The 17,981-nt window shown below is 64.8% G+C and carries 25 protein-coding genes; 3 read left to right on the forward strand and 22 right to left on the reverse strand.

Annotation, left to right across the window (positions count from 1 at the left end; genetic code table 11):
- The first annotated feature begins 595 nt into the window (after window positions 1–595).
- Window positions 596–1,048 carry a hypothetical protein gene (locus MYCSM_RS33055; protein ID WP_015297873.1) on the forward strand — a complete coding sequence of 151 codons (453 nt, stop codon included), beginning with the start codon at window positions 596–598 and terminating at the stop codon, window positions 1,046–1,048.
- A 488-nt stretch (window positions 1,049–1,536) separates the two neighbouring features.
- Here the strand turns inward: MYCSM_RS33055 and MYCSM_RS37525 are convergent, their stop codons facing one another.
- From MYCSM_RS37525 to MYCSM_RS35545, 9 genes are all read right to left on the reverse strand, one after another.
- Entirely contained in the window at window positions 1,537–1,704 is a 168-nt protein-coding gene (locus MYCSM_RS37525) for a hypothetical protein (protein ID WP_015297874.1), read from the reverse strand.
- A 234-nt stretch (window positions 1,705–1,938) separates the two neighbouring features.
- The gene (locus MYCSM_RS37530; RefSeq protein ID WP_015297875.1) at window positions 1,939–2,085 is read right to left on the reverse strand and encodes a hypothetical protein; all 147 of its coding nucleotides are present in this window, start codon (window positions 2,083–2,085) and stop codon (window positions 1,939–1,941) included.
- A gap of 28 nt (window positions 2,086–2,113) precedes the next feature.
- On the reverse strand, window positions 2,114–2,347 hold the full coding sequence (locus MYCSM_RS33060) for a hypothetical protein (protein ID WP_015297876.1): 234 nt from the start codon (window positions 2,345–2,347) through the stop codon (window positions 2,114–2,116).
- 54 nt (window positions 2,348–2,401) lie between these two features.
- Complete coding sequence (locus tag MYCSM_RS35540; RefSeq protein ID WP_157681600.1) at window positions 2,402–2,941, reverse strand: DNA N-6-adenine-methyltransferase (Dam); 540 nt, start codon at window positions 2,939–2,941, stop codon at window positions 2,402–2,404.
- A gap of 67 nt (window positions 2,942–3,008) precedes the next feature.
- Window positions 3,009–3,245: a hypothetical protein gene (locus tag MYCSM_RS33070; RefSeq protein ID WP_015297878.1), complete on the reverse strand. Its 237-nt coding sequence runs from the start codon at window positions 3,243–3,245 to the stop codon at window positions 3,009–3,011.
- A 57-nt stretch (window positions 3,246–3,302) separates the two neighbouring features.
- Window positions 3,303–3,662: a hypothetical protein gene (locus MYCSM_RS33075; RefSeq protein ID WP_015297879.1), complete on the reverse strand. Its 360-nt coding sequence runs from the start codon at window positions 3,660–3,662 to the stop codon at window positions 3,303–3,305.
- A gap of 431 nt (window positions 3,663–4,093) precedes the next feature.
- Window positions 4,094–4,840 carry an Rv3717 family N-acetylmuramoyl-L-alanine amidase gene (locus MYCSM_RS33080; RefSeq protein WP_015297880.1) on the reverse strand — a complete coding sequence of 249 codons (747 nt, stop codon included), beginning with the start codon at window positions 4,838–4,840 and terminating at the stop codon, window positions 4,094–4,096.
- A gap of 96 nt (window positions 4,841–4,936) precedes the next feature.
- Window positions 4,937–5,242, reverse strand: a complete 306-nt coding sequence (locus tag MYCSM_RS33085; protein ID WP_015297881.1) for a hypothetical protein — start codon at window positions 5,240–5,242, stop codon at window positions 4,937–4,939.
- Window positions 5,243–5,334: 92 nt separating this feature from the next.
- Entirely contained in the window at window positions 5,335–7,323 is a 1,989-nt protein-coding gene (locus MYCSM_RS35545) for a hypothetical protein (protein WP_157681601.1), read from the reverse strand.
- Between the two features lie 246 nt (window positions 7,324–7,569).
- Between MYCSM_RS35545 and MYCSM_RS33105 the strand changes: the two genes are divergently transcribed.
- Window positions 7,570–8,016: a helix-turn-helix domain-containing protein gene (locus tag MYCSM_RS33105; RefSeq protein WP_015297883.1), complete on the forward strand. Its 447-nt coding sequence runs from the start codon at window positions 7,570–7,572 to the stop codon at window positions 8,014–8,016.
- Between the two features lie 49 nt (window positions 8,017–8,065).
- Here the strand turns inward: MYCSM_RS33105 and MYCSM_RS33110 are convergent, their stop codons facing one another.
- From MYCSM_RS33110 to MYCSM_RS35555, 12 genes are all read right to left on the reverse strand, one after another.
- On the reverse strand, window positions 8,066–8,329 hold the full coding sequence (locus MYCSM_RS33110) for a hypothetical protein (protein ID WP_015297884.1): 264 nt from the start codon (window positions 8,327–8,329) through the stop codon (window positions 8,066–8,068).
- Window positions 8,330–8,509: 180 nt separating this feature from the next.
- On the reverse strand, window positions 8,510–8,932 hold the full coding sequence (locus MYCSM_RS33115) for a hypothetical protein (RefSeq protein WP_015297885.1): 423 nt from the start codon (window positions 8,930–8,932) through the stop codon (window positions 8,510–8,512).
- A gap of 265 nt (window positions 8,933–9,197) precedes the next feature.
- Complete coding sequence (locus MYCSM_RS37535) at window positions 9,198–9,356, reverse strand: hypothetical protein (RefSeq protein WP_015297886.1); 159 nt, start codon at window positions 9,354–9,356, stop codon at window positions 9,198–9,200.
- Between the two features lie 165 nt (window positions 9,357–9,521).
- Window positions 9,522–9,902, reverse strand: a complete 381-nt coding sequence (locus MYCSM_RS33120; protein WP_015297887.1) for a hypothetical protein — start codon at window positions 9,900–9,902, stop codon at window positions 9,522–9,524.
- 43 nt (window positions 9,903–9,945) lie between these two features.
- The gene (locus MYCSM_RS33125; protein WP_015297888.1) at window positions 9,946–10,233 is read right to left on the reverse strand and encodes a hypothetical protein; all 288 of its coding nucleotides are present in this window, start codon (window positions 10,231–10,233) and stop codon (window positions 9,946–9,948) included.
- A gap of 272 nt (window positions 10,234–10,505) precedes the next feature.
- On the reverse strand, window positions 10,506–11,162 hold the full coding sequence (locus MYCSM_RS33130; RefSeq protein WP_015297889.1) for a metallophosphoesterase family protein: 657 nt from the start codon (window positions 11,160–11,162) through the stop codon (window positions 10,506–10,508).
- Between the two features lie 7 nt (window positions 11,163–11,169).
- Window positions 11,170–11,466, reverse strand: coding sequence for a hypothetical protein (locus MYCSM_RS33135; RefSeq protein WP_015297890.1), 297 nt, complete (start codon window positions 11,464–11,466; stop codon window positions 11,170–11,172).
- Window positions 11,467–11,530: 64 nt separating this feature from the next.
- On the reverse strand, window positions 11,531–13,279 hold the full coding sequence (locus MYCSM_RS35550; RefSeq protein ID WP_015297891.1) for an FtsK/SpoIIIE domain-containing protein: 1,749 nt from the start codon (window positions 13,277–13,279) through the stop codon (window positions 11,531–11,533).
- Window positions 13,280–13,346: 67 nt separating this feature from the next.
- On the reverse strand, window positions 13,347–14,114 hold the full coding sequence (locus MYCSM_RS33145) for an HNH endonuclease family protein (RefSeq protein ID WP_015297892.1): 768 nt from the start codon (window positions 14,112–14,114) through the stop codon (window positions 13,347–13,349).
- A 212-nt stretch (window positions 14,115–14,326) separates the two neighbouring features.
- On the reverse strand, window positions 14,327–15,004 hold the full coding sequence (locus tag MYCSM_RS33150; protein ID WP_015297893.1) for a hypothetical protein: 678 nt from the start codon (window positions 15,002–15,004) through the stop codon (window positions 14,327–14,329).
- A 50-nt stretch (window positions 15,005–15,054) separates the two neighbouring features.
- Entirely contained in the window at window positions 15,055–15,942 is an 888-nt protein-coding gene (locus MYCSM_RS33155) for a hypothetical protein (RefSeq protein WP_041315971.1), read from the reverse strand.
- 285 nt (window positions 15,943–16,227) lie between these two features.
- A complete protein-coding gene (locus tag MYCSM_RS35555; RefSeq protein WP_051073998.1) occupies window positions 16,228–16,479 on the reverse strand; it encodes a hypothetical protein in 252 nt (83 codons plus the stop codon).
- Between the two features lie 430 nt (window positions 16,480–16,909).
- Between MYCSM_RS35555 and MYCSM_RS33165 the strand changes: the two genes are divergently transcribed.
- Entirely contained in the window at window positions 16,910–17,236 is a 327-nt protein-coding gene (locus MYCSM_RS33165; RefSeq protein WP_015297896.1) for a hypothetical protein, read from the forward strand.
- A gap of 13 nt (window positions 17,237–17,249) precedes the next feature.
- On the opposite strand, the gene MYCSM_RS33170 is transcribed toward MYCSM_RS33165, so the two are convergent.
- On the reverse strand, window positions 17,250–17,927 hold the full coding sequence (locus MYCSM_RS33170; RefSeq protein WP_015297897.1) for a hypothetical protein: 678 nt from the start codon (window positions 17,925–17,927) through the stop codon (window positions 17,250–17,252).
- Between the last annotated feature and the right edge of the window lie 54 nt (window positions 17,928–17,981).

The raw sequence follows: 17,981 nt of genomic DNA on the forward strand, positions 1-17,981 counted from the left end.
CTCCGCCCAATGTGCCATACCTGAATTATGCTGTACTGGAACGGTTCTCACCACCCGCGCCCGCTCACGGCTCCGCCGCGCGCTTACAGCCAAACCTACTGTATTGCAACGGGTTACGAGGCCAACACTGCGCGCCGGCTGCGCCGCGCTCATACCTTCACCCATGACTGCATCCTACCAGTGTTTGCTGGAACTATCACCGGATCCACACTGCCACCGGGGCGCCGGCTCACGCCGGCCCCCTCCCCCACCATGACACACACCCCACCAACCCACCGCCACCCACGGGCCACGCCCTAAAACCATAAACAACACAACGCAGCATTTACACCCCGCCGGGGGGTCCCCCGGCCCAACCACGCACCGCGGAACACGACACCAACAGCAGGACTCACACCGCACGCCTCACAGCACACCAACTCGTCACGGACGTGCTAATAGCAATCACCACACTAACGACACCGCACCCCCGAGATAGTCCCGCAAGGTGTCGTTATGCAAGCTTGTATGGCGCGAATTCTGGCGCTTTTCTGGGTCTTTCGTTGGAGGTCTTCGCATCGGTAGCCTGAAAAGAGTGAACATCGGGAACAGACGTATGAGAACGGTGACTGAGGCGCGCAATGGGTTCAACGCGCTGCTCGCCGATGCCGCTCACGGCATAAACACGCATGTCATCCGGGGCGCCAAGGTTGCGGCCCACATCGTGCCAGCCGGCGCGCCTATCATCGACGATCCGGCGCTCCTGGACCAAATGCTCGCTGCCTTCGTTACTGAGCAGGCCACAGCCATAGCAAACTCCAGCGACGCAAAAGAAGGCGCGTCATGGACCGCGCCAGACATCGTAGGCAGGATGTTCGCCTGGGCATGGCTCACTGATCCCGTAGTGTTCGACAACGCAGTTTTTGCATTCCACAAGGCACTCAGTGAGCAAACCGGGCGATCGATCGATCTTTGCGAACTATGGGACGTATTGCTGCCTGGGTTAACCGCCCACCTCAGCGATAGTGACATCCCCCAACTCGACGCCCGCCTACGCCGGCTTAGCTGATTGGCACTCTCGAGCACAATTAGGGTGACGATGGCGCGGGCCTTGAGGCCTCCTGCGCCTCGCTCAACTTCGGCCGCGCGGTCGTGATGGTTCGCGGCCGCGGTCTCACACTCACCGATATGCGTTGTCGTGGTGATGCTTCGGCACATGCGGCGCGAACACTTGTCGGGCACCCAGCGGGTTTCGATTGACCAGCGGATCGGTTGGTATACAACCTGATTCAGCGCAATGTTCAAGAGCCGCTACGACGGCAACGGAGCGTAGCCTCCGCCGTGGACGGGACCACCCGCATGTGCACCCCGCCTGCCACTTGCGAAACCCTGGGCACTGGGCTACCGAAGCGCAACCTTCATTTCTCGACACAACAAGTCGAAGCGCTACCGCACTCTGTGTGCCCGCGGATTGTCCATTCATCGTTGTCGGGCGACGGCCAGCGGGCGACTCAAGCCGCCGATTGTCTGTGCCAGTCTCATTTTTGGTGCCCGTGCTCATTCTTTGCCGAGGTTCCATAGCTCATCCAGGCCGTCGCTGAATCGGTTGTACTCCTCGGATTGTTCGGAGATGGTGAGTCGGCGGGACTGTCCGCCGGGCAGTGTGATGGTGATTTCGGCGTCATCGCTGCCGTCGCGCCTGACGATGGTGATCTCGGTGGTCATCGGCGTTCCGTCTCCTTTGGTTGATCGGTTTCACGCTCGCTGCTCGCGGTGTCAGATCGAATAGATGCGAATGTTCAGTGTTGCGTTTGATGGCAATGTTTCTGGCCTGTCGGTACCGGACCAGGCGTCCGTTTGTATCCACCCAAACGTGCTGTGCGTCTGCGCCATGCGAAGGTGTCGTTGCAGCGTCGGTGGCAGTCACTGTTCTGCCGACTCAGCCCTCTTCCTGGCCCGTCAGGTTGCGTGTTTCTCGATCACCCAGTCCCAGTAGCCGAGGTTGGTGTCGTCGTTCTGAACCTCGGACTTCCAGTCGCTACGGGGGTAGTCTGCGCACTCTCCCCACACGCCAAGTTCGTCGATCAGGCGTTCTTTCAGAGCCATGAGACGCTTGAGTTCCTTCCCGTGGTTGCTAACCGATGAAGTGCAGGAGCGCCCACACGGACCCGATCACGATGGCGTACGCCAGTAGTCCTCGGATGAGCCTTACGGCAATGCGTATGGGTCGCAGTACCAATCGCCGCGCTGCGCGCATCGTCCGCAGGGTTACGTGAGCTGCTGCCCCGGCCGACGCCGTCATGGTCACGTACGACGAGTGGGGGTCGACGCGGTTGATGACCGTGTCGAGGATGTCGGCTATCGCCATCAGATGCTTTCCCTCTGGTCTTGGTGGGTGGACGTCATGGTGCGAAGGTGCGTCTTACGCGGATGTGTTGATGCCGAAACGCTCTGGGGGCGACGCGGTTACGGTGTCAAAGAGGCTCAGTTGACGGCGGGGGGCATCCCACCCCAAGACCACGGCGCCGTCAAGGACTCCGTGCTCGACAGCCTGGCGCAAGCGTGCGGCGCACGCATCGCCGTAGGCGATGAGCGCGGTGGCCACCGGTGCCGGTGGCTGGCCGCTCACTACCTCGGACCGTGCGGGTGGACGTAGGCGTCCGTATACGAAGACGACCGCTGTGGCTTTCGCCCACACGTGTTCGGCGAACCACCTCGAGTCGGGCCGCGCGGGAGTCAGTGCGATGCCCCCCTCGGCGTGGTCCGCCAGGCGCGCCAACCATTGCGGTCTTGTGGCAGGTGGTGGATTGAGCCACACGACTCCGCTCCATGGCGCCCGTAACCCGTTCGCAGAAGCGTCGGTGATGCACCGCGCCGCGGTGGGCCACGGTTGCGGTCCTGGCGGGGGACACGGGTCCAGATCGAAGGGACCGAGGGCTTCGACGAGCCAGCGCGGAGCCAATGCTGCTGCACCGCACTGTCGCGCTGACCTTTTGGCGGATGACATTGTCACAACCCGCCGTTCGCGGTCACGATTGAGGCCCTGGCGACAGCGGAGTGAGTTCGTCGGCGAACACTTGCACGATGGCGCCGGTCGCTTCGGACTTCACCTCGTAGATGTGAAACGGACTGTCGGTGGGGACACCGTCCATGGGGCCGAGGCGCCTGAGGACGCTCACCTCACCTTCGGCTGCGCACACAGCGGCTTCGGCCGTACCGGCGAGGAATAGGGCGCGGTCACCCGGGTCGAGCTGAGGTTGTGCCATAGTCGTCGCTCCATTCGCCTGTGGGGATGGGATGCCTCGCGGGTCGAACCGTGTGGGTTACCAAGGGGTGTCGGCAACGACCTGTTGGACGAATAGCCATTCGCCGGCGGCGGCCGCGTCCCGCGTTGTGAAGGTCGGCTGCTCGTCAAAGGGACGGGGATCGCAGACGATGCGCCATTTGTGGTCGCTGAAGTTTCGGCTGACGCAGCCGCATCCGCCGTTGGGCCATAGCGTTTCGTGTACGTACCACCCGCCGTGCCGCCAGGCCTCGTACGTGAACTGGCTGGGCACCTGCCCGCTCATGCGGTGCTTGGCCATGGCCAGCGGGCTCACGTATAGGCCGTTCTGCAGCTGGAACCATCCGCTCTGCAGTTGGGCACTCTTGTGCTGATCGGGTATGGCTACTGCGTCAATCACTATGTTGGACAACTGCTTACTCCGCTTGTCGGTGATATCGGCGGTTGCGTTCAGCGTTCACAGAACGTGGTCGCACCGTCGGATCGTGGGGTGGTACCGTGAGCGCTCGGAGACCCGTGAAGCTGCTCATGCACATCGCGTCACTGCTCCCACCCCTCGTTAGTTCGCTCCGCCCGGTCAGTGTCGCGAGCTGCGGGCCCGCAGCTGTTGCGCGACGCGTTTTCGGGCGTTGTTTTTGAGCGACGACGGCGTTTCCGACTAACCGAGGAGCCTCTGGCCGGTAGGGCGGGCACAACTGGGCCGCGCAGTCAGGCGCAATCGTCGGCGAGGATGAGCAACTTCCACCGCTGGTCTGGCGCCTGCATCATTTGCCGTCGATCTGTCGAACGGGTCGCATATCAGCGGTGCCGTACCGATCATCCTGACAACTGTCAGCTGTGGCCGGCCTTCTGAGCGCGCAGAAAGGCGACGATGCCGTTCACGATGGCGTCTGCGTAGCGTTGCCGGCCGGCGGGGCTCTCCATGGCGCTGGCCTCTGCTGGGTTTCGCATGTTGCCTAGCTCGATCAACACCGCGGGATACTGGGCGAGGTTGAGGCCGGTGAGATCGGCTCGACCGTAGAGGCCAGAGCGGCCGATGTAGTTGGCCGGTGAGAATCCCGCGGCGACGAGTTGGTCCCGCGTCTGTGTGGCCAACTCGAGGGCTGGCCCCTTCTGGGCCTGGTTGAGGGGCGGGTCAGAGAAGTTGACGTGAAAACCGTTGCCGGTGGGCGGGCCCCCGTCGGCGTGGATGCTGACGATGGCATCGGGCTGCAATCCGTTCGCCGCCGCGGCTCGGGCGTCCACACACGGTCCGACCGAGGTGTCGTCGCCGCGGGAGAGCGCCGATCGGATGCCGAGGTCGGTCAGTGCTGCCCGCACTCGCAATGTGGTGTCCCAGGTGAAGGAGTGCTCTGGGTAGCCGTCGGCGGTGGCGGTGCCGGTGGTCTGACAGTCCTTGGTTCCACCGCGGCCAGTGGGGACCTGGCGGCTGATTGAGGCATCGTTGGACCCGTTGTGACCGGGGTCGAGGAAAACGATCCTGCCGGCGACGTCGGAGTCAGCCAGGGCGACTGGCGTCGCCAGAAGCGACAGCGCAGTCGTCGCCACTGCAGCGAGCGCAGCGACCAAGTTGTTCATATCCGCTACCTCCTCACCCGCGCCCGAGTATGCCGGTCAGGCGGCCCGACGGGGAGGAAGACAGCGGCATGAGAGTGCGGTTTCGCTGTGCCCGGCCTACTGGGCCTCGACGATGAAGGCTTCGGGCGGCAGCCAGAGGGTCATCAGCAGCTTGGACCGCTTGTTGGCGCTTCCCGCCGGCATCTGTACACACCCGAGCCAGTCCCCGTCCGCGCGCCGCAGCCATGCCACCTGCCGACCGAGCATGCGCGGCTCCAGCCAAAGCCCGGAGGCCTTGAGCCCAAGCGGCAGTTCATCCTTCCGGGCGCCCGATGGCGGGAACACGCGGGTGACGTCGACGGTGACCGCTCGATCGACGTGTGACAACGTCGGATAGTCCCCCTCCGCCCATTGTTCGAACACGCGTTCGATACTGCCAGATCGGGGTGGATTTGTCGCCGTCGGGCTTTCTTCCGTTGCGCTCCCGTGGCCAGCCAGAGGGCGAACGTTCGTTCTTATGCCGCAGCGGCGTCCTTACCGGACGCGTGGCGGCCACCACCGGTTGTTTCATGCGATGCGCGGCCGGCATCGGCGTTCGATCCACCCTTCTGCGAAGTGCCCTCGTCGCGCCGGTGGCGGCCGCCGGATTCCGACGGCGCCGAATCCGCGCCCTTGGTGGTTGCGGTGGACGCGCGAGTGGTTGCATTTTGCGGCGGCGTCGCGGCATGGCGGCCGTAGGTGTCGGCAGTCTGGTCGACGGTGGATGCCCCCGCCGTCGATGTTCCGGGTTTCGGTTTCACGGTTGGGGGCTTGTCGGTGTCTTTCGCGGTTGCCGGTTTGTCCGCGCCTTTCGTGGTTGCCGACTCGTCCGAATCCTTCGCAGTCGCCGGCTTGCCGGAGGCCGTCGTGGCGGTAGCGTCGGGGTCGGTCGTATCGGAAGGCGTTGTTGCCAACGGAGTATCGGTACGCGGCGCAGCGCCCTGGCGGTCGGGGTCAGAGGCCTCCGGTGTTGCACTTGTCGATGTTGATGCTGCCGCGTCATCGACGTCGGCGGTGGCGGCACTGTCCGGCGCCGTCGTCGCTGCGGCTGCTTTCCGCTGAGTGGCCAGGGGATGAGGGGAGTTGGGGATGCCTCTATCGTCGGCACCTGCGCTCGAATCTATGGCGCTGTCAGATTCGGCCACGCTCAGGGCGCTCAAGGCGACGGGGGTCGCGGCCGACTTCAATGAGGTGACCCACCCTCCGATGGCGTGTCCTACATCGATCGTGGTGGCGATCGCGTTGAGCGTCGCCGTGGTGGCCAATGCGGCCACATTGATGGCTCCGGTGACGACGGTGGCCAGATTGTTGGGCAGGCCGGCAACCAGTGGCGAAAGACCGGCCGCGAGAAGCAATCCGGACGCTGCTGTAGCGACACCGGAGACCAGGGAGTTCACCACTTGGGCGCCGGGGCCGGTCAGATCCGCCGCGAACCGGAAGGGCATCGAGGCGAACGCCGTGACGGTGTTGGCCACCGTTCCCACGGTGCTGCCCGCAGCGCCGACCAGAATCGACACGGCGCGGGTGTAGCTACCCAGGCTCAGTGGCTCTTGGCCGACGGCGCTGACCGCCCCAATGACAGCACCGGGCGTGCTGCCGCTGCCCAGCCAAGTTCCCACGATGGTGTTGGCCCCGCCGGCCACAAGCCCCAACGCGGACACTCCTGCATTGGTGACTGCCGAGGCGATGCCGTTCACGCCGGCGACGATGGCACTGACCGGTGCTGAGACGATGCCCTGGACGGCGGTGAGGGCACCGTTGATGAGCGCGATGTCGGTGACCGTCTTGCCGGCGTCGAGTAGACGATCTACCGCGTCTAGCGCATTGGTTACCTGCGCGGTGACACCGTGGACGAGATCGTTGACCAAATGCAGGCCGGTGGCTCCGAGTTGGCTGACACCGGTGATGCCGTCCTGCAGCGCCAGGCCAGCGACCCCGAACGGGGTGTTGAGAAGGCCGATGTAGCTCGACGCCGCCAGCGGATTGTTCACGACGCTGGCCACCGCTTGCGCCACCGTCCCCACGGTGCCCGTCACGGTTGACGTGAGCAGCTCGGCAATCTGGCCGGTGGTCAGGGTGATGCCGTCTCCTGCAGCGCCGACCGTGTTGTTGAGCTGAAGTAGCGCACCTCCGGAGGAAGCCTTGAGGGCGACGAGAACGGCTTTCAGGGTGGGGCTGCCGGCGGCCGCGGCGATGAGCTGATCCCACAGCGAGGTGTTCAGCCCGGACGCGGTATTCAACGCGCTGGTGAGGGAATGGCTGGCGTTGTCGACGAGCGCGGTCACCGTGGAGCTCGCCGACTCGAGTGCGACGTTGAGGTTCGCGGTGAGGGCGGCGACGTCGCGCGGGGAGATTGCCGCGGCCAGCTGCACCTCCGAGATGCTCACCTGGGGTAGGTGCACCGGCAGCCCGAGCGGGTGCTGGTTGGTAGCGATGACCGGACTGAGCGCGATGGCACTCGCCATGGTGAACGCGATACCGGTTCTGAACAGGGGACGGGCGGACAGTTCCACGGGAGCCTCCAACAGGCTGGTCAATCGGACATGAACAATGACGAAGGCGCTGGTCAGACGTGCGCAGCGGAGTCCGCTGACACCAATAATACTTTAAACGCGTACGCTATAACACTGCGTTAAAACACTCTGTCTACGCAATACAGCGATGGTGCGATGAGTCTGTGCGGTTATGAGCGACACCCGGATGGCCGCCGCATGAGCCGACGCGTTCTGCGCGGCTTCGACGCCGACACGTTCGCGACACTGCGCCGCGAGCGGGGATTCAGCGTCAGCGACCTGGCACGGCTGTCGGGGACATCGCTGAGCACCATCCACCACTGGGAGTCCGGGCGGCGAACGCCGCAGATCGACATCCTGGCCACCGTCATGACCGTCCTGGCGGCACCGATTGACGCCGTTGTGCGCATCGTGGAAGACCAGCGCTTCCCCGGCGATTGGCGGGTCATGAAGGGGCTCACTCAGCCGCAACTGGCCGCTCAAGCCCAGCTGCCCACCGCGACCGTGCAGCGGATCGAACGCGGAGAACACCCGTTGTCGGAGGCCAACGCTCACACGTTGTCTGGTCTGCTCGGCATCAGCCCGCAGACCTATCGCGACGCCTACCATCGTGCCCGCCAACGCCCCCCGGGTACGTCCTGCTGACTTGCGACACCGCGGGGGGTCGGTTCAAAAGTCATCGCGCCAGTGACAATCACTGCGGTGCCGACCCGAAGAACTGCCGAACCCATTCGGGGCCGAAGGGGCCGAATCGGGCGGGATCGTCGACGAACACCTGGGTCTCGTTCCCACCGGCGGCAGTGGTGATCATGACGACCGGTCCGCCGAGTTCGTTGCCGACGAAGACCACCGGCTTCGTCGGCTCGCCGGGGTAGCTGACATTGACACGGTAGGACACCTGCCCGGCGATACCGTTGTTCCGAACAATCTCCCCCAGAGTTGGTGTCACTTCGCCCATTTGAGTAATCCCCCAGTGCTGTCGAACCACCCGCCTATTACCGCGCGGGAGCGCTTGTGCGCTGTATCGTCAACCTAGGAGACCGTGGACGGGTGACCGCGCACATCTGCGTGTCGGCGGGGAGTTTGTGAGCCTGCCGCGGCGTTTCGAGCCGCGGACCGCGGCGGATGCGCTTGGTCTCTAGTCGCTGGCGATGTTGTTGATGCGAGCTGCCGCGTTGTCGTGAGCGACTGTGGCCAGCCCCGCGAAGGCGCCCAGGCCACGCAGCCGGTCGAGCTGGGCCTCACTGGTCGAGCCGAGGTGGGCATTCGGGAAGTTCTGGCTGCGGAACTGTCCGACGAGTGCTTGCGCAGCGTCGGCGTCGATGTTCATGAGGGCGAGAACCAGCGTCGCAGTGACTACCTCTTCGCCCTCTTCGTTGGTTCCGGTGTCGACTCTGGTGACGTTGTCGGTGCCGCTGGACGGAATTCCGACGACAACAGCGCGGCGCGAGAAGTGTTGTTGCAGTTCCTGGTTGACCGTCGTGACGGCATCGGTGAGGCGCTGGGGGGTGAGCTGATCGCTGGTGAACAGTTCGACCTGGGCCTGTACTGGTATCAGCACGATCGTTCCCCTCTCCGGCCCGCTCCGACTCCGACCAGCCTGCATCAATGCTAACCGGGGAAGTTCTGCAACACGACGACCTCGGCGGTAAACGCGCTGTTCCTTCCGGGCGCGGGTGTGGTTCCCTTCCAGATGTCTTGCCTATGTCTCCCGGCGCGGAACGTCGTCGCCCCTGATCTCAATCCGGGCGGGTGGGCGTGGTCGGGCCGCATCGCAGCGCCCACAGCGGTGTGGCCGCCCGGCCAGAGGCTGGTGCACCGTGGTGCTACGTGATCGCCTCGTTCGCGATCACATCAATGGCTTCCGGTATCGAGGAGTTCGGGAGGCAGTCGTCGATCGCCTCGACCTCCTCGTCGCTGAGTGGGCGCCGTGCCCACGCTTCCAGTTGGTCCCTGCTGAGCGTGATTCCTCGCCTGCTGTCCATCGTTACGTCCTCCGTGCTTTCTGTCGTCTGTCGATCCGCCGCTTCCCCCGAGCAGGATGTGTTCTCCGTGCTGCTGTGGCTGCGAGGAGACCCGGTCCTCCTGGTCTGTCGGCTGTCACACCCCTGGCGCCGCTCCGTTTGCGATGGGCAACGCCCCCAGGGCGGTCAGGCGGCGTGCAGAGCTGGGTTCCATCCGGCGCGGGCCGCTGCCGTGAGGCGGGCAACGAGGTCTGCCGCGGTGCCGCCATCCTCGGGCCCGGCGGCGACCGACAGTCGGCGGCCGACTTGGTCGGCATCGATCACGGTGATTTCGTCGAGGCACAACTCTTGCCAGCCGTGGTCGTCTTCGGTGGGGTAGCTGGAGTACTCCCCTGATCCGTAATGCATGAGGCCGATCTGCCCTGGTACGTAGTAGAGGCCATCGCTGAGCGCGGCGCGCGCTGCCTGAATGTCGGCCTCGGCGAGTTCGCCCTGGACGTGGATTTCGCCGTGCACCTTCCAATTCGACGCGTCGCGATACATCGTGGGTATGACGGTGATCTTCATGGTCTTCCCCTTTCGGTTGTGTGGTTTATCGCCGCGGGTCGTGTCACGGCGCAGTTCTCTGGTCGCCATCGCGGGCTGTGATGGCGACGGTGAAGTGGTTGACTGTCTCTACCTGCGCACCGAATTGCTGTTGGAGCGCCGCGAGGAGGTCGACGCGGTAGGCCCACTGAAACGGCCCGGTCTCCCAGCAGATGACGTACGGGGCGCCGTGACCTTCGCTGATCCCAGTGCGGACCTGCGCGCCGGCGTCGGATGCGTGCGCACCCAGCTGAGCCGGGATGGCGGCCGCTACCCGTTCGGCCAGTTCCCGTGTCCCGGCCTGGGCCGTCACGCTTCGCTCCACTTGGCTGTCTGCGAGTCAGGGAAGTCATCTATCCGCCGACGGCCGCGCCCATCCCAGAGGACCGCGATCCCGGTGTGCGCGACCCTCAGGCGCTGTGTTGCAGCGTCTTTGGCTGCTATCGCATTCAAACTGCGTTCCCTCCTCACGCCGTGGTTCGGCACCTGCGGCTGATGCTCACACGCCCACTGTTCGCGATGTGAGAGGCGGGTACGTGTCGGGGATACTTTCGGTTGGCGCCTCAGGGCGGCGCCGCGGCGTCCTCAGGTAGCGAACGTCACGATCCGGCTTCCCTGCACGTATTCGATGCGAGTTGGGCCGAATGCCGTCATCGGAGACCGGGGGTAGGTGTGCCCGTGAATCACCAGGCGCGGATGTCGTGCTTCGACCCAGGTCCGCAACGCGTCGATGCCGTGGTGCGCGGGGTCCTGGTGATCGTTGATCCCCCGTGGTGGGCAGTGGGTGACGAGGACATCGGCGGCCGGTAGCTGTTGCACCATTTGCCGATACTCTTCCTGTGTATAGAGGATGTCGCTAGTTCCGGCTTTGTAGCGGACGCATCCCTCAAGCCCCGTGAACGTCAGCCCCGCCACGTCGACAGCGGACAGATGAAGGTTGGTAAAACCCATGTTGGCCAGATACATTCCGTCGCAGTGGTTTCCATAGACACCGAGCGTGGGGCGGCTTGTCTGGGTCAATCCTCGGAGGTCGCCCGAGAAGAGGTCCCCGGCGAGCACTACGACGTCGACTGCTTCGACGTCGAGGAAGCCTTCGACGTCACTGGGGAGTTCGGGCGCCATGTCCGCAATGACGAGCAGGCGTACTATCCGCGAGGACGCCGGCGCGCGCAGTCGTTTGGCGGCGTTGCCAGCTCTCTTGATCCATGACTGCTTGGTGTTCCCAGCGTTGTTGACGGCCATGGGACCGTTACCCGAGGCCTTTGGTGGTGATCGCCGCGCGGATGCGAGATAGGGAGACGGTTCTGTCGGTGAGCATGGCCCAGCTCTCCCAGTTGTCGAGGGCTTGCTCGACATCGGTGAACGATACTCCCGGTCGGCTGATGAAACATGTTGTGCCGTTGTCGGATCGGCCCGCGGATGCGATGACGGCGATGAGTTGACCCTGGTCGCTGAAGTGCTGTTCGCGGCGGAATCTGAGCTGGTAGGGTCGACCGTCGCCGTCATCGTCGATGAAGTCGTAGGCCATCGCGTAGTCGATCTCCATAGTCATTCCTTCCGATGATGAGCCCTCGGGCATCGTCGTGTATCACGTTGTACTTGAGCGTGTTTCACATGGGTTGGCAGTTCTCACCGCTGACGGCGGGTAGGTCTGACGGTGCCGGGCTCGGCTGGACTGTGGGTCGTTTGAGTTCTCGTAGCGCCCCGTCGTGGTCGGATCCGCGTAGGTGGCCATTGTAGTCGTCGCGGCTCTTGTCGTACTGGAACATCTGCGGGTCGGGGGTGCCGTCGTCGAGGTCGAGGTTGACCATCTTCAAGGCGTGCAGCTCGGCCATGGGCAGAGACGCGAACTCGGGATCCTCCACGCAGAACCATTGCCGGCTATAGAGTTTCGGGATCTTGCGAGAAACGTTGTCGCGATACGTGCGCCAGAGCCCGCGAATACCTTCCGGCACTTTCGGGCCGTCGATGTCGGTGCCGGGCGTGTAGCTCCAGTACGACTGGAATTCTTTCACCGACGCGGTCTCGGGCACGGCGACCAGGCCGCGGCCTTGCGACTCCGGGCTGATGAGTTCGCCGACTCGTCGGGCCTTTGGTTCCATCTCTTGGGTGAACGCCTGCTTGAGTGTCATGTCGCTCGGTGGGCCAAGAGTGATGATGAGCTTGCACTGCCCGAGGATGTCGCGGGGGATGGTCCTGGCGTAGAGATCCTGGGTGGACAGCATCATGTGCATGCGAAATTCACGGCCCACCTTGAACATCACGCGCAGATCCTCGACGAAGGCGTTGTCTTTGCCTGGGTGCTCCTCGTAGAGTCCGGCAACTTCGTTGCGCATGGTGGCGAATTCGTCGAGGATGATGGCCCACGCCGGAAAGCCCATGGGGTCGGGGTGGCCGGCCGCCTTGCGTTCCTGTGCGACCCGCCGGCGTCGGGACAGCTCCTGCACCGCAGCGTGAACCAGGCGCGGATGCTCAGCGGGGCTGGAGGAGATCATGACCATCTGCGCCTCACCGTTGAGACTGGTGTAGTCGGTACCCTTGCCGTCCCCAGCCAAGATCGGTATTCCTCCGGCGCGCAGTTGTTCGATGATGCCGCGCACGAAAACGCTCTTGCCCGAGCCTGTTCCACCGATGATCAGCCAGTGGTGGTAATCCTTGAGCGCATATTCGAGCCGCTCACCAAGTTCATCGACGCCGATCCCGATGGTGAACTTGTCGTATCGACGGATGGCCTCCTCGGGGCTGTCGATGATGACTTCGGGCAGCGGGGGGGCTACCCACGGAGGGAAGGGCTTTTTGCGTGTGACGGTGACTTGATCACGTGCGGAGTCGACGTCGACGAGCCAGTCGCCGGCGACCGCACCCTGTAGCCGTTGGGCGACCATGGTGGCGTTGCGCCTATCGGCGAGGTATCCGGGGACGATGGCACGCAGGGCGTAGGACATCAGCCTGCCGGTGGTGTCGTCGTAGTGCACCGCTGAGTCGAGGAGTTCGAAGGGGAACTTGCCCGAGAGCAGCTGTCTGATCCGGTCGATGTCGCCGCCGCCGAGCACGACCTGGGGACCCGGTGGAGGCGACTGTTCGAGTGGCGCCGGCGCGGGCGCGGTGTGCTCTTGGCCTCTATGGGTGGTGGCAGTTGGGCGTTGGAACACCCATCCGGCCCCCAAGGATGTCGCGATGACCGCCGGGATCCAGAGCAGTGAAGCGAATTCGACATAGTGAGGGTGACCCAGCCGTCCCACCATGTACATCAACAGTCCGATACCGGCCAAGAGCAGGCAGCCGCCGGTGAGACTGCGGCTGGGAGTGAGCCAGTAGGACTGGGCGTGGCGCGGCTGCGGCGCATCGGGGTGTGTCACAGCCTCCCCGCCCTCGCTGCGTGCCGTGCGCCCAGATGGACCCGGGCCGGTGTGCGTGGTGCGCTGGTCATGGCGTCTGACCGCACGCGGCCACGGCGGCCGCCTTGTCGGACGTCGTGATGGGCAGCTGGTAAGCCACCACGACGCTGAGGTAGCGCACGACGTACGGGCACTGTTGTGCGGTGTTGGCAGGTAGCCATTCACCAGGCCCGAGGTCTTGCTTGGACTGGTTGGCGTGGGCGGACACGGCGAGCAGGTTGCGTTGATCGTTGGCGAACTGTTGCCGCCGGGCCGCAGTCCATGCCCACGCTCCGGCGTCGAAGGCGCGATGGAGTGGCACGACGTGATCGATTTGGGTTTGCGACAACGTGATTCGCTGTCCGGAGTACGGGTCCATGAGCCAGCCGGAGGTCACTTTGCAGTTGCGCGTGCCCGGCTTGAAGGTGACGTCGTGCAGCTGGGCGGCCAGTACGGTGCTGCGGGTGTCGCACCCTGTCGTCGAGGCCGGATCGTTCCAAGCGGGGCCGAAGACGCATCCTTCCTTCTGCCCGGTCTGCTTGTTGGTGCCGCATCCACGTTCGTAGCCCGACGCGGGGTCGATCTCGTCGACGACGCTTACCTGCACGATGAGGTCGTTGAACTGGTTCACCTGTGACGGCGGAGCCGCTACCGTGACGGTCGGTTCCGCTGTGAGGGGGCGCATCGCCCAGGCGCCGTACGCGCCGAGCGAGATTGCCAGCGCCATCACGGCGGTGATGATGCGCGTGCGCGGCCGGTACCGCCTTCCACCCCGTCTCGATGCTCCCGCCAAGGCGTCGAGTAGCAGCCCGGTCATCCAACCCCCTCTGTGCCCTGATCGCCGTGAACGGCGATCCTCGTGCGGGCCATTGTGGGTGCGCCGGACGGCGCCTCGGGTGAGGCTGCGGTGTTGCGCGCCAGGTTTTTTGGCTGAATGAACGGGCGACGAACCAAGACGCCCCAGCGGTGTGGGCTTCCGCAACGTCGTTGGATTCGAGCGCTGGCGTAACGCGCTCGGCGCCGATCAGCTCAGTTCAGGCTGAGGTTCCATTTGTCGAGCCATGGTCCGATCAGTTCGGCCACGGGTAATCCGTCATCGGAGCTGGCCCTGATGGTGATGCCTACTGCAAACGCCGTGCCGTCGTCTTTGAGCCCGTACACGGGGCCACCGGAGTCTCCCGGGGCGATGTCAGCGGCGAACTTGACCTTCGATGAGGAGGCCTCGACGACTCTGCCGCACGAACGGCCTGTGGCCACGCCGACCTTGCAGAGCCACATGCCCTCGGCGACGCTGGAGGCGAAACCGGTCACCGGTAGGTGGCCGGCGATGTTTGGGTCGAGCTGCAAGGCCCCGGTCAGGCTCATCACGGCGACGTCGGTTTGATTACCTGCATTACCGGCGTACTGGCTGACTACGAAGTTGGCGGCGGGGACGAGTCGTCCGTCGGCCGCTGAGTTCACCGCGGCGGTGTCGCCGGTATCGCAGTGGCCCGCGGTGAACAGGACCGGGGCGCCGCGCTGGTTGTGCGCAACGAAGCCAGCGGTGCAGATCGAGGGGTCATCGCCGAGGATCTCCATGCCTGCGCCCGGATAGAGCGCGGACACCGCGGGCAGTGGGCCGGCGTGGGCAGGGGTGGTGGGAGCGATGATCACACAACTGCCGGCAACCACCACTGCGGCGAGTCGTCGCAGTCGATGCCAACTCATTTCTGTTGCCGCCCTTCGCTATTAGCTCCGCCTTATGGTTGTGCGGCCGATCAGGCCGGGTGGACTGATCCCGGCGGTGATGGCCGGTCGTCAGGCACCCATACACCGGGCGAGATCTCCATGTAGCGGTTCATCCAGTACGGAGGCAGGGGTTGCTCGGGCGTGGGGCTCCACATGACCACGTCGTCGTGGCCCTGCTTTTCGATGGCGTCCCGCGTGAGCCCGTTCGGAAACTGCGATTCTGGGACGTAGGGCGGGTATTGGGGGGTATCGGTGCCTGGCGATTGTGCCGGCGCCGGCGGCAGCAGCGGCGGCAGCGACGGATCGGTGGTGGTCTGGGGACTCATAGGCGCAGGCTGCCATCCGGCCGACAGCACGGTCGGCGCGCCCGCCGCGGCTTTCTTCGCTGTCTCGTCGGGCGAGTCGCCACTGACGATGCCGTTGGCGACGACGCTGTGGCGGTCCTGAAAGGCCGACCTGGTAGACCGTATGCGTTCCTGGGCTTCGGCGACGAGTTCGTCTTTGGTTTGCCGCAGCTTCTGCTGGGGCCAGCTCTCGGCGACAGCGCGGTCACAGAGCTGGTCGTAGGCCGCGTGGTAGTCGGCGCTGATCTGATTCATCTGCGACTTGGTGGCGCCGATGTTTTCACCCCCGGAGTCCAACCATGCCGCCACGTTCAAGTGCCGCGCCTCGTCAGCCGTCAGCGTGTGATGGTGAGCCGCCAGCTTGGTGGCCAGCGCACCCCCGGCCAGGCCGCGGAACTCAGGCTCGGTGTATCCGGCGGCCGCCAGGGCCACCCCGCCAGCACCGGCGGCCTGCTCTGCCGCCCGGCGTTGCACCTGCGCTTCACGTGCGTAGGCGGTCTCATCCTGCACCGGGAAGTGTTCGCCGATGATCAGCGCCGTCTCCGGTAGGTCCACCGGTTCGATCGCACCCATGTCTGTTGCCCCCTGACTACTGCCCAGCGTGCCTGTCACCAGACCTCCAGATTAAAGCGACGTCGCCGAGGGGGAGCGTTTGAGCGCGGTGTCGCGACGCTTTTCACCGGGTGCCCATGAGCGGCCGAGACCTATCTCCCTGTCCCCCTGGTTGGCGGCATGTCCTCGGACCGGTGACGTCGGGTACCCAGCACAGGGGGAAGGTGACGCCTGGTCGCAGGGCCTTGGCGTTCGCGGTGACGGTAAGCCGCCGTCTGTTGCGCAGTCGGTAGCCTTCGCCAACCGTCATTCGGGAACGTCGATGGTGACGCCCACCTCTCCCAATGCGTTCAGGATGAACTGAGTGAGGCGTTTACCGCTGTAGTGATGCACGGGCCCGTTGATCGCGATGAACGGAATCCCTCCCAGGCTCGACGCGGCGATCGGACCGACGGTCACCGGAGGACTCAGAATGGGCCCAGGAGTGAGGGCGGTCTCACCGGTGTCGCCCGGGCTGGGCATCACCTGCCGCGAGGCGTCAGGTGGCGGTGCGTTCATACGGCGCAGTTTAATGACCGACGAACCCGGCGGGCATTCCGCCGCGTGTCGCGGGGCAGTTTTTCGCCGAAGCAAGCACCACCCATGGGTCGCCTAGGAGTCCCCGTGCACGGCTCGCCAGATTCCGCTATCTCCGAAGCGCGTTCACCTGGCCTGCGGCCTCGACGACACGCGCAGATCAGCCACCGGTTGCGACGTTGGCACCGCGGTCGGCCGCTTGGCACAGCAACTCATTCTGGGCCGTGGATTAACCGCCGTGACGCGCTAACCCCATCACCGCAACGTTGAAAATGCCGTCGCTGAGGACCAAGAGTCGGGTTGCACACCCTCTGACCACACGTGACAGTACGCACGTATTGCCAAACGGAGCCGCGACGCGCTTGCTCCGCAAACCCACGGGACCTTAAACAGGGCTTTATACTTCTGCTCTATGGCCCGGGAGAAAAAGCCCACAGCCGACCAGATCCCCGTTCTCGAGGACCTGCGTCGCGCGGCCGCGTTGCGCAATGAGGCCTACCGTCATTACTTGTCGGTTTTTCACCGGGCGCTCGAAGCGGGCGTCGGCCCCAGCGTCATCGCTCGCTACGCGAGTATCAGCCCCCAAGCGGCGAACAGCACGCGAAATCGGCTTGAGGCCACAGGTGACGACACCGAAGCCCCCGCAACCGTCGACGACGTGCTCAACCGTGCCGGTTTCCCGACCCGCCCCGGAAAGGAACACCGCCCGGCGCGGGGACGGCGAAAAAGCGCAAGTTGAAGACGGCCGAGACTCACCAACCGGCGAGGCCGGCGTGCATCAAGCACTCCGCATCGGACAGGTACGCGGCCCTGAGGTCACTCGGTAGATCCATCCACCGCCGCCCGTGCCGATGCGCCAACACCGCTCCTATTGCCGCGGCCGTGCGGTCGCGCCCGACGGTTTGAGCCGCAGGAGGTGCCGACGAGGGGACCGGCGGCAGCGGTGACCGCGCCGCCGCGACGGGTTCCCCGGTTTGAGCCGCGAATCGCCGCGACCAGAGAATCCGCGCGGACTCCGACACCGACACTGCGATCGTCACCCAGGCGTCCCATTCCTCTGGGTCGGCCTCCTCGATATGAGACGACGGATAGACGGCCGTCTCGCGCCAATGGGGATGTCTGGCGTTGAGGTAGGACATGAACCACTCCATGGAGCGATCGAATTCGAAGACCTCGGCTTCCAACGCCGGCGATACGGTGTCACCGGGATCTCGATCCACCCAGGACGGAGTCATGCCCTGGTCGATCAGCGCATCGGCGTCAGCGAGATATTCCACCTGCACCTCACCAGACAGCGACACCCAACCGCTCCCGTGATTGCCCGCCAACCGTGCAGCGATCGACAGCCGTAGATCCTCGCGAGGCGCCACCGACTGGCGTCGCGCCGCGTGCTCGGCACCGTCGATTGACGTGGCGTCGTCGGTCAACATCGTCCCCCATAGCGGTCTCGGTCTGTAGTGGCGTGGACCATACCCCCGGCGCCG

Origin of the sequence: Mycobacterium sp. JS623, assembly GCF_000328565.1 — a bacterium.
Taxonomy (GTDB): domain Bacteria; phylum Actinomycetota; class Actinomycetes; order Mycobacteriales; family Mycobacteriaceae; genus Mycobacterium.

Excerpts from the sequence above, each read along its gene's own strand:
- MYCSM_RS33080 (WP_015297880.1), bottom strand. The coding sequence starts at position 4,840 with ATGAACAACTTGGTCGCTGCGCTCGCTGCAGTGGCGACGACTGCGCTG.
- MYCSM_RS33145 (WP_015297892.1), bottom strand. The coding sequence starts at position 14,114 with ATGACCGGGCTGCTACTCGACGCCTTGGCGGGAGCATCGAGACGGGGT.
- MYCSM_RS35555 (WP_051073998.1), bottom strand. The coding sequence starts at position 16,479 with ATGAACGCACCGCCACCTGACGCCTCGCGGCAGGTGATGCCCAGCCCG.
- MYCSM_RS33155 (WP_041315971.1), bottom strand. The coding sequence starts at position 15,942 with ATGGGTGCGATCGAACCGGTGGACCTACCGGAGACGGCGCTGATCATC.
- MYCSM_RS33060 (WP_015297876.1), bottom strand. The coding sequence starts at position 2,347 with ATGGCGATAGCCGACATCCTCGACACGGTCATCAACCGCGTCGACCCC.
- MYCSM_RS37530 (WP_015297875.1), bottom strand. The coding sequence starts at position 2,085 with ATGGCTCTGAAAGAACGCCTGATCGACGAACTTGGCGTGTGGGGAGAG.
- MYCSM_RS35545 (WP_157681601.1), bottom strand. The coding sequence starts at position 7,323 with ATGGCGAGTGCCATCGCGCTCAGTCCGGTCATCGCTACCAACCAGCAC.
- MYCSM_RS37535 (WP_015297886.1), bottom strand. The coding sequence starts at position 9,356 with ATGGACAGCAGGCGAGGAATCACGCTCAGCAGGGACCAACTGGAAGCG.
- MYCSM_RS33170 (WP_015297897.1), bottom strand. The coding sequence starts at position 17,927 with ATGTTGACCGACGACGCCACGTCAATCGACGGTGCCGAGCACGCGGCG.
- MYCSM_RS33165 (WP_015297896.1), top strand. The coding sequence starts at position 16,910 with ATGGCCCGGGAGAAAAAGCCCACAGCCGACCAGATCCCCGTTCTCGAG.
- MYCSM_RS33135 (WP_015297890.1), bottom strand. The coding sequence starts at position 11,466 with ATGGAGATCGACTACGCGATGGCCTACGACTTCATCGACGATGACGGC.
- MYCSM_RS33150 (WP_015297893.1), bottom strand. The coding sequence starts at position 15,004 with ATGAGTTGGCATCGACTGCGACGACTCGCCGCAGTGGTGGTTGCCGGC.
- MYCSM_RS33055 (WP_015297873.1), top strand. The coding sequence starts at position 596 with ATGAGAACGGTGACTGAGGCGCGCAATGGGTTCAACGCGCTGCTCGCC.
- MYCSM_RS33130 (WP_015297889.1), bottom strand. The coding sequence starts at position 11,162 with ATGGCCGTCAACAACGCTGGGAACACCAAGCAGTCATGGATCAAGAGA.
- MYCSM_RS33105 (WP_015297883.1), top strand. The coding sequence starts at position 7,570 with ATGAGCCGACGCGTTCTGCGCGGCTTCGACGCCGACACGTTCGCGACA.
- MYCSM_RS37525 (WP_015297874.1), bottom strand. The coding sequence starts at position 1,704 with ATGACCACCGAGATCACCATCGTCAGGCGCGACGGCAGCGATGACGCC.
- MYCSM_RS33110 (WP_015297884.1), bottom strand. The coding sequence starts at position 8,329 with ATGGGCGAAGTGACACCAACTCTGGGGGAGATTGTTCGGAACAACGGT.
- MYCSM_RS33120 (WP_015297887.1), bottom strand. The coding sequence starts at position 9,902 with ATGAAGATCACCGTCATACCCACGATGTATCGCGACGCGTCGAATTGG.
- MYCSM_RS33070 (WP_015297878.1), bottom strand. The coding sequence starts at position 3,245 with ATGGCACAACCTCAGCTCGACCCGGGTGACCGCGCCCTATTCCTCGCC.